This window comes from Pelagicoccus enzymogenes, from assembly GCF_014803405.1.
Classification (GTDB): domain Bacteria; phylum Verrucomicrobiota; class Verrucomicrobiia; order Opitutales; family Opitutaceae; genus Pelagicoccus; species Pelagicoccus enzymogenes.
Genome location: NZ_JACYFG010000013.1, coordinates 78185 through 87770, shown reverse-complemented (window position 1 = coordinate 87770; position 9586 = coordinate 78185). Strand labels below are relative to the sequence as shown.

Sequence of the window (9586 nt, the reverse complement as noted above, 5' to 3'; positions counted from 1 at the left end):
ACCTCCGCGGAGGTTCTCGTCCTTCGACCTGTATGGACGCAAAAAAGGCCGCTTGTTTTTGCGGCCTTTTTCTAAAAGTGGTGCTCAGAAGAGGACTCGAACCTCCACGGCTTGCGCCATACGCCCCTCAAGCGTACGTGTCTACCAATTCCACCACCTGAGCAAGATGATTGAGGTCGCAAAGAAATGGAGATCTTGGGTGCATTGTAAAGCGCGAAAACAGATTTATTTTCAATGATTCGGAACGGAGCGAATTTCACCGATTTGGCATGATTGAAGAATCCGAATGCAGTCCGAACCTCTCGGACTTTGGACGCAAAAAAGCCGCTTGTTGTAGCGGCCTTTTTCTAAAAGTGGTGCTCAGAAGAGGATTGATTCGCTTCGCTCAGGGCTTCGCCCCAACGCTTCGCGTTGCCCATCTCCAGTCGCTTCGCTCCTTTCGTCGAACCTCCGCGGAGGTTCTCGTCCTTCGACCTGTATGGACGCAAAAAAGGCCGCTTGTTTTTGCGGCCTTTATCTAAAAGTGGTGCTCAGAAGAGGACTCGAACCTCCACGCCTTGCGGCATACGCCCCTCAAGCGTACGTGTCTACCAATTCCACCACCTGAGCAAGATGATTGAGGTCGCAAAGAAATGGAGATCTGAAGGTCCATGTAAAGCGCGAAAATGAACATTTCTTATATTTCTTCGTATTGGGTTGATTCTGGCGGAACAACCTAGTTAAAACCTCAGCCATATCCCCTTTTTCCTCCGTCGTAAGCGACTTCTCTAGAACTACAAACAACAGGATGCCGACTATTCAGCGGCGCCTTTTCAAAATATCAGATGCCTGATTCCACACCCAAGGATCCCAACGAGGAGCCGAAAAAAGACTCGGTAGACCTTTCAGACCTACAAAGCTTCAGCTTCGGCACCCAGTGGACCGCAGCCAGCAAATCTTCTCCTGATTCGGGGAAATCGCGTTCCTCCAAGGGCGGACCACGTGGCGGAGATCGCCCGGGGCGCAGACCTGGCGGAAGCGGACCTGCCCGTAAGGATAGAAGACCTCCCCGGGCTCCGCGACCGGACGCACCGGCGGGTGAGCATGGGGGAGAGCGTCCGCCTCGCGATCAAGGCGGCCGTCGTCCGAGAGGGCGCGGACGGCACGATTCGCCGAGAGCTCCATTCCATCCTTACGAGAGTCCGGTATTCGACGTTTGTTTCTATCCGGAAGACAACTGCTTCTCGGCCATCATCAAGGCCATGCGCGGCAACCACATGACCTACGAGCTTTTCCAGGTGGCGAAGCTGTTCATGGAAAAGCCAGATCGCTTCATCGCCAGCGTGACCCGCAAGGCTGCAGAAGGGCAGAAGCCTGAACGAGTTTCAATCTGCGCCATCGACAACATGCCCTTCGCGAGCGACGAGGAGGCGATCGCCCACGCGATGGCTCATCACGCAGAGGAGTTCTTCAATATTGAGGAAGTGGAAGTGGAAGCTCCCACCGGGAACTTCCAGTTCGTGAATCGCTGCCCCTTCACCAAAGAGCTGCTCGGACCGCCGAATTACCACAAGTACGAGGCGGCGCTCCGAAACCACCATCGCACTCGCCTGCCCAACATGTCCTTCGAAAAGCTGCAAAGCTCCATCGAGACGGTGAGGGAAGAGGAAGTGATTGCGGCCTGGCTGGAAAGCCAGAAGAAAGCGACTCGCTACACGGCCAAGGAGGTTGCGGAAGGCGAGGAGGCGAAGGTGTTCGATTCCGTCGAAGAAGCCATGATTTTCTTGCGCACCACGCTCAAGGCTAAGGTCGTGAAGCAGGTTAATTACGCTCGCGTGTCCGGAAACGTTTTGGAGCAGTACAAGGATACGGAGGCCTACAAGGCGATGGACGGCGAACGCCAACGCCAACAGCGTTTCCCGCTCGATGCAGCGAACGCGATTCGTGGTCGTATGCGCCGCGAGAAGTTCAGCATCTACAAAAAGGGTGCCAAGGGCATCACCTACGTGTGCGCAACCAAGCGAAATTTCCGCTCTCCTGGCCAAGTGATGTCGCCGGACTTGGACCGCATCATCCGCTTTATCGAAGCGAACCAGCTGACCAAGGCTAAGGACATGCCGGCCGCCTACCAAGAGTGGCTCAAGTCCGAAGGTGTCGAGGGCGAGATGGACGAAAAGAAGGTTGTTCGGGACCTGCATTGGTTGATTGCGGACGGCTACATCTCTCACTTCGAGGACGACACGCTTTTTGCGCAACCGGTGCTCGATACAGGATCTGCTAAACCCTCCAGCAAGGCGAAGCCGAGCGGGGAGAAGGCCAAGGCTGAAACAGCTGTTCCGGCTCCCGAGGCCGCGGCGCCCGAAGCCAAGCCAGCGGACGGCGGCGAAGCGGCCGAAGCTCCGGCTGAGTCCGTCGCTGCGGAAGCAGGCGCGAAGCCTGAGGTGCCTGAAACTGAAGCTGAAAAGCAAATCTCCGCAGCCAGCGCTGAGGAGACTTCTGCCGTGGAACCGCCAGAAGCGAAATCGACAGAAACGAGCGACTCGGCGGAATCCGTTGAAAAACCGGCGCCCGCCTCCGTCTCTGAAAACGCAGAAGGGGCCGACGCGGAAGAGAAAAGCGAAAAGGACTAGTCCTGCGACGCTACGATTAAAACTGAACAAGAGGAGGGCTGGAAGGCTCTCCTTTTTTGTATCCAAAAAGGTGATTCGCGATCTGAAGCAGTCGCGCTATAAGTAAGACTGAACTGTCAGATTAGTTGGAGTAGAGTTTTACCTTGCTGGTATTCGGTTGATGCGTTCACTTAGCGATCTCGGTTCCCCATTCGAATCCCCAATCCATCAATACCTTATGAGTGATTCCTCACACGCCACGCCCGGGACAGGCGATACTGCCTCCGGAGATGCAAGAACCCTGGCGAGGCAACGCGCCCACCGCCGTTCCAGCCTAAAAGTGATCCTTTGCCTGCTGCCGATCTGGTTTGTGGTCAGTTATGGCTGCGGGATTCTTTTCCGGGATTGGCTGGATGCAAACGCGCCCAAGGTTGGCAACGCTCCCTTTGGATTTTGGATGGCTCAGCAAGGCTCGATCATTTGCTTCGTTTTGCTGCTAGTCGTGTATGCTGTTTGGATGGGCAAGCTGGACGACAGGTTTAACCTCGAAGACGGACAGGAATAAGGGATCCGATGTCTCAAGATATATATAATTTCATTTTCATCGGACTGAGCTTCGGGCTCTACATCTTTATCGCATTCACTTCGCGAGCATCTTCGACCAAGGAGTACTACACTGCAGGCGGAGGCGTCTCTCCGTTCGCGAACGGGATGGCGACTGCGGCGGACTGGATGTCTGCAGCGACCTTCATCTCCATGGCTGGAGCGGTGGCGATCAGTGGCTATGACGCGTCACGCTTTCTCATGGGGTGGACTGGGGGCTTCGTATTATTGACGGTGTTAATGGTCCCCTACCTGCGAAAGTTCGGTAAGCCTACGGTGCCTGATTTTGTCGGCGATCGCTACTATTCGAAGTTGGCTCGGGGTGTTGCGGTCCTGTGCGCTATTTTTATTTGCATGACTTATATCATGGGACAGATGCGTGGCGTGGGCGTCGTGTTTTCCCAGCTTTTCGGCATCAAGATTCAATCTGGCGTGCTTGTCGGGGCCAGTATTGTTTTCTTCTATGCGGGCTTGGGCGGCATGAAGGGCATCACCTACACGCAGGTCGCCCAATATTGCGTGATGGCTTTCTCGTACACGATTCCTGCTATCTTTATCGCGATCGCCTTGACGAATAATTTCGTTCCGCAACTCGGACTGATCGGTGACTTTACCTTAGACGGGGCAAAGATACCGTTTTTAGAGAAGGTAAATAATATAAATACGGAACTCGGTTTCAGTGAATATACATCAGGCGAGTTGAGTAAGGTAAACATGTTTTGCATAACGGCAGCCTTGATGTGTGGTACCGCAGGCTTGCCCCACGTGATCGTGCGGTTCTTCACCGTAAAGAACGTGGCTTCCGTGAGAAAGTCTGCTTGCTGGACCCTGCTTTTCATTTCCGTGATCTACTTGACGGCGCCAGCGATTGGATCCTTTTCGCGCGTCAACCTCATCACTAAGTTGCACAACACGAGCTATGCCAACGCGCCTGAGTGGTTCAAAGATTTTGAAAGCACGGGGCAGATGGCATGGGTGGACAAGAACGAGGACGGCAAGATTCAGTACTTTGGCCCTGGCAAGTCCGAATCGAACAACAATCACGTTTTCGTAGGCGGAGCCCGTCCGATGTACCCGGCTGACGATGCTCCCGCGGTGCAACTCAAGGGCATCCACGGCGAGCGCTTGCTCGCAAACAAGGCGGATCTTACGAATCCGAACGAGCTCTGGTTTGGCAACGACATCATGGTCATGGCCAACCCCTACATGGGAGGGCTGCCGAAGTGGGTTATCGCCTTGTTGATGGCAGGCTGCATCGCAGCCGCGCTCTCGACAGCGGCAGGTTTGCTCCTAGTGCTATCCACTTCGATCTCGCATGACTTGATGAAGAAGATCGTGAAACCGGATCTGAGCGATAAAGAGGAGGTCAACTACGCCCGGGCTGCCTCTTTTATCGCCTTGGCTGTGGCTGCTTATTTTGGCATTAACCCGCCCTCGGCGTTCATCGCCAAGACGGTTGCCTTCGCCTTCGGCTTGGCCGCGTCCTCTTTCTTTCCCACGCTGCTGATGGGGATTTTCTCGAAGCGTGTTAACAAGCAAGGCGCGGTTTCGGGGATGCTTTTCGGGATTGTCTTCACCATCAGCTACATTGTCTATTTCCAGTTCTTGGGAGGCACATCCCAAGACTACCTCTTTGGCATTACTCCCGAGGGCATTGGATTTGTGGGAATGATAATCAACTTTGTCGTCACTTATGCGGTCAGCTTGGCGACGCCACCTCCACCTCTGGAGATTCAGCAGATGGTTGCCGAGATCCACGTTCCGGGAACAGCGGTACAGGCCATGGGAGACGACGATGCCGGCGTTGGTGGAGAAGGCATCTAGGGGCTGACCTTCCGTCCGTCCGAGTGTGACACTGGGACGTCCCAGTTGAATTGAAGAACGGCCAGTGTGTCCCGCTGGCCGTTTTTAGCGGCATTATAGCAGGCCTGCATTCTGGGCTCGCACCACTGCGCAAGTGCAACAAGCTGAATGGGTTACATTTTTAAGCCTAAGGTAACTCACCCGGCGATAGCATTTCGGTACGCTTAATGCGAGGAGGGGAGCGATGGAGGTATACACGAAATGATTGACCCAAACAGACTTACAGAAATGGCCCGCAACGCGCTCACCGCAGCGCAAGCGATTGCCCGCCGGAAGCAGAACAATGAAGTGGATACGCTGCACTTGCTGGCGGCGCTCTGCGAGCAAGACAAGGGCATCGTGCAAGGCGTACTCAAGAAGCTCGACCTCTCGGAAAACGCTCTTTCCCTTGCTCTCGATCGCGAACTGGACCGCTTGCCTAAGGTTTCGGGGAGCGTTGACAGTTCCAAAATATTCATAACGCAAGCGACAAACGAGGTCTACACGAAGGCGGAAGAAGAAGCGAAGTCGTTGAAAGATGAATACATCAGCGTCGAGCATCTCTTTCTCGCCCTTGCCACTGTGCAAAAGCCGACCGCCCTTGCGAACGTCCTCAAGAGTTTCGGGCTAGACCGTGCCAAGATCTTAGGGGCTTTGAAATCGGTACGCGGCAATCAGCGCGTGACCTCCCAAAATCCAGAGGCAACCTATCAGGCACTCGAGAAGTACGGGTCGGATCTCGTAGAGCGGGCTCGGTCTGGAAAGATGGACCCGGTAATCGGTCGTGACGACGAGATTCGCCGAGTCATTCGTATCCTTTCTCGCAAGACGAAAAACAATCCCGTTTTGATCGGGGAACCGGGGGTGGGCAAGACTGCCATAGCGGAGGGCTTGGCTCAACGCATAGTGCGTGGGGATGTTCCGGAAGGCTTGAAGGACAAGACTGTATTTTCACTCGACATGGGCGCTTTGATTGCGGGGGCCAAGTTTCGCGGTGAATTCGAGGAAAGACTCAAGGCAGTCCTGCAGGAGGTGAAGTCGAGCGAAGGGCGTATCCTGTTGTTCATCGACGAGCTGCATACGATTGTAGGAGCGGGAAAAACGGATGGCGCGATGGACGCCGGCAACTTGCTCAAGCCAATGTTGGCCCGAGGCGAATTGCACTGTATCGGTGCGACCACCTTGGACGAGTATCGTCGCTACATCGAAAAGGACGCGGCCCTCGAGCGTCGTTTCCAAAGCGTGCTGGTCGACCAACCGAGCGTGGAAGACACCATATCGATCCTGCGCGGCTTGAAAGAGCGTTTCGAGGTGCACCATGGCGTACGGATACAAGACAACGCTCTGGTAACTGCGACAGTCTTGTCCAATCGCTACATCACTGACCGCTTCTTGCCGGACAAGGCGATCGACCTCGTCGACGAAGCTTGCGCTTCGATACGCACGGAAATGGACAGTCTTCCTGAGGAACTGGATACGCTCACGCGCCGCCTGATGCAGCTGGAGATCGAGGAGGCAGCATTGCGTCAGGAAACCGATACGCCATCCAAAGATCGGCTGGAAGGGGTTCGCCGCGAGATTGCCGACCTGAAGGAAGAGGAGAAGGCTCAGCGTCAGATCTGGGTTGCCGAAAAGAATGTGATTTCCGAGTTACAGAAGCTGCGCGAAGAAATCGAAACCACGAAGGCTGAAATCGAACGTGCGGAACGCGCTTACGATCTCAACAAGGCTGCGGAGCTCAAGCATGGGCGCTTGCCGCAACTTGAGGAGCGTTTGGCGGCGGCCCAAGCGAAACACAGCGAGCGGTCGCTGCTCAAGGAGGAGGTTTCGCAAGAGGAGATCGCTGACATCGTCTCGAAATGGACGGGCGTTCCGGTATCCAAGCTCATCGAAGGCGAGCGGCAAAAGCTTTTGGCTCTCGATAGCGCTTTAGAAAAGCGAGTGATTGGTCAGCCCGAGGCGATTCGCTACGTATCGGAAGCTATCTTGCGGGCACGCGCTGGGATCAAGGATCCCAAGCGGCCTATTGGTAGCTTCATGTTTCTCGGTCCGACGGGGGTCGGTAAGACTGAGCTGGTCAAGACCTTGGCGAGCACGCTTTTCGACAGCGAGGACGCCATTATCCGCATTGACATGAGCGAGTACATGGAGCGCCACGCGGTGGCGCGGCTGATTGGGGCTCCTCCCGGTTACGTCGGTTATGAGGAGGGCGGACAGTTGACTGAAGCCGTTCGCCGCAAGCCGTACTCGGTCATCCTTTTTGATGAGGTTGAGAAGGCCCATCCCGATGTATTTAACATAATGTTACAAATACTGGACGATGGTCGTGTTACCGATTCCCAAGGTCGCTTGGTCGACTTCAAGAACACGATCGTGATCATGACCTCGAACCTCGGCAGCCAATACTTGTTGGAGCAAGGGGGCGGCGAGATTTCGGATTCGACAAAGGAGTCGGTCATGACGGAGTTGCGTCGTAATTTCCGTCCGGAGTTCCTCAATCGGATCGACGAGACTGTGATCTTCCGTCCACTGGACTTGGAGGACATTGAAAAGATCGTAGTTCTCTTGCTGGCTGACTTGAACCGGACGCTCGAGGAGCGTCGGATAACGGTCGCTTTGGATGACGAAGCTCTGAAATGGGTCGCCTTGAAAGGCTTTGATCCCGTCTATGGCGCCCGGCCCCTGCGGAGGTTTATCCAGCGTTCAATTCAAACCGATTTGGCGAAGGCGATAATCGGCGGCGAGGTTACGGATGGGGATACGGCTCGGTTTACCGTGGTGGACGACGCCTTGGTGTTGAGCAGCTAATCCAGTCTTTCAGTGGTCGGAGTCCTCTTTGGGCTTCGACCATTTGCTGAGGGTCGCGATCAAAGGTTTAATCTCGAGCGGCTTGGAGAGATAGTCGTCCATGCCTGCTTCGATGCAGCGCTCACGAGCTCCGGTCAGCGACATGGCGGTCAGGGCGATAATGGGCGTGTGCCCGCCTGTTTTTTCCTCGATGCCACGAATTCCGCGCGTCGTTTCGAATCCGTCCATTTCCGGCATTTGGCAATCCATAAGGACGAGGTCGTATCGGCGTTTGGAAAACAGGTCTAAGGCCTCCAGCCCGTTCGAGGCAGTGTCTGCGGAAAAGCCGATTCGCTTGAGCATGCCGAGGATCAGCTTTTGGTTACCTAGGTTGTCCTCTGCTACGAGGACTTTTCGCGTTGTCCGCTCGGTTGACGGCTCAGCATGGAGGACATGATCAAAGAACTGCTCCTCTTGCTGCACGCTTGGCTCGAGGTACGCGGTGAAGGTAAACGTGGAGCCGGCTCCTGGTTCGCTTTGGATCGTTATGTCTCCGCCCATCATTTCCGCGAGACGTTTTGATATGACAAGGCCAAGTCCAGTTCCTCCATGTTTTCTTCGGGTGGAGGAGTCCGCTTGGGTAAATGGCTGGAAGAGTCGTTGTCGCACGTCTTCTGGAATACCGATTCCGGTATCGATAACGCTGATACGTACGATGGAGTGCGTGCCCGAGCTCTCGTCCGCCCGAGCGCGAATTCGCACCTCTCCCTTGCTGGTGAACTTGATAGCGTTGCTGACGAGGTTCAGTATGACTTGCCGTACCTTTCCGGGGTCGCCGATCACAAACTCTGGCAAGGTCTCGGAGTAGTCGAGGTCGAGGGTCAGGTTTTTGCCCGAGGCAATGGGGGACGTGAGATTGAGAACTTCTCCCAGCAGCTGCTTGAGGCTAAAGCTCACAAGTTCCAGTTCTTCGCGTCCCGCTTCGATCTTGGAGAAGTCGAGAATGTCGTTGATGATGGAAAGTAGGGAGTCGCCCGAGGTTCGGATGGTTTCCACGAAATCCCGTTGTTCCTCGTCGATTTTTGTCTCGAGCAGGAGCGACGCGAAACCGATTACCCCGTTCATCGGAGTTCGCAATTCGTGACTCATCATCGCGAGAAACTCGCTCTTGGCCAAATTCGCTTTTTCCGCTTCCTCCTTGGCTTTGAGGAAGGCGGCAGTGCGTTTGTTGACGGTCTCCTCGAGGCTCCTGTTTTGAGACTGTAGTTCGCTCCTCAATACAAGAGCGTCCAGTGTCGTGGCGGTAAGGGTGAGCGTGAGGGAAATTTGGTTGAGCACGATGTTGTGCTGCTCGCTAGGGTCGACGTCTTCGAAAAGCCCTATGAACATTCCAAGTGTCCGGTCGCGAGTGGAAAGGGCGTGCAGGATCAGCTTTTTGCCCGTTTTGTCGTCGGCCCAAAAGAGCGGTTTTTGCTGTCGCAGCGCCCAGGCGAACGCTCCCTGCCGAATGGCGCTTCGCACTACTGATTGAAAGGAGGCGTATTGGGTGGTCGGACGTGTCTTGTGCAGTTCAAATCCGCCGTCTTTTTCATCTACCAAATAGAAGCCGATCGTCGCGAAATCTTGGATACTATCGAGCTCGTTTTCCGCGATTTGGATGACCTCCCTGAGGTTGGTAGCCTCGCGAAGCTTGCGTTGGAAGAAGTCCAGCGTCTCGAAACGGCTCTGCACATGCTCGTGCTTGTCTGGGGGGCGGGGATCCATCG

At 55.0% G+C, this 9586-nt stretch carries 5 protein-coding genes and 2 tRNA genes; 4 read left to right on the top strand and 3 right to left on the bottom strand.

The features are described from left to right. Positions 1–78: 78 nt before the first annotated feature. Positions 79–163 (bottom strand) — tRNA-Leu (locus IEN85_RS09505). A 361-nt stretch (positions 164–524) separates the two neighbouring features. Further along, positions 525–609, bottom strand: a tRNA-Leu gene (locus IEN85_RS09500). 215 nt (positions 610–824) lie between these two features. Here IEN85_RS09500 and IEN85_RS09495 point away from each other — a divergent pair. From IEN85_RS09495 to clpB, 4 genes are all read left to right on the top strand, one after another. Continuing rightward, positions 825–2609, top strand: a complete 1785-nt coding sequence (locus IEN85_RS09495; RefSeq protein WP_191616855.1) for a prolipoprotein diacylglyceryl transferase — start codon at positions 825–827, stop codon at positions 2607–2609. Positions 2610–2826: 217 nt separating this feature from the next. Then, positions 2827–3153, top strand: a complete 327-nt coding sequence (locus IEN85_RS09490; protein WP_191616854.1) for a DUF4212 domain-containing protein — start codon at positions 2827–2829, stop codon at positions 3151–3153. Between the two features lie 8 nt (positions 3154–3161). After that, on the top strand, positions 3162–5015 hold the full coding sequence (locus IEN85_RS09485; protein ID WP_191616853.1) for a sodium:solute symporter family protein: 1854 nt from the start codon (positions 3162–3164) through the stop codon (positions 5013–5015). A gap of 243 nt (positions 5016–5258) precedes the next feature. After that, positions 5259–7841, top strand: a complete 2583-nt coding sequence (gene clpB, locus IEN85_RS09480; protein WP_191616934.1) for an ATP-dependent chaperone ClpB — start codon at positions 5259–5261, stop codon at positions 7839–7841. Positions 7842–7850: 9 nt separating this feature from the next. Here the strand turns inward: clpB and IEN85_RS09475 are convergent, their stop codons facing one another. After that, positions 7851–9584, bottom strand: a complete 1734-nt coding sequence (locus IEN85_RS09475) for an ATP-binding protein (protein ID WP_191616852.1) — start codon at positions 9582–9584, stop codon at positions 7851–7853. Positions 9585–9586: the final 2 nt, after the last annotated feature.

What these genes read in the sequence shown, in the direction of transcription:
- IEN85_RS09495 (WP_191616855.1), top strand. Translation starts at nt 825, where the DNA reads ATGCCTGATTCCACACCCAAGGATCCCAACGAGGAGCCGAAAAAAGAC.
- IEN85_RS09490 (WP_191616854.1), top strand. Translation starts at nt 2,827, where the DNA reads ATGAGTGATTCCTCACACGCCACGCCCGGGACAGGCGATACTGCCTCC.
- IEN85_RS09485 (WP_191616853.1), top strand. Translation starts at nt 3,162, where the DNA reads ATGTCTCAAGATATATATAATTTCATTTTCATCGGACTGAGCTTCGGG.
- IEN85_RS09475 (WP_191616852.1), bottom strand. Translation starts at nt 9,584, where the DNA reads ATGGATCCCCGCCCCCCAGACAAGCACGAGCATGTGCAGAGCCGTTTC.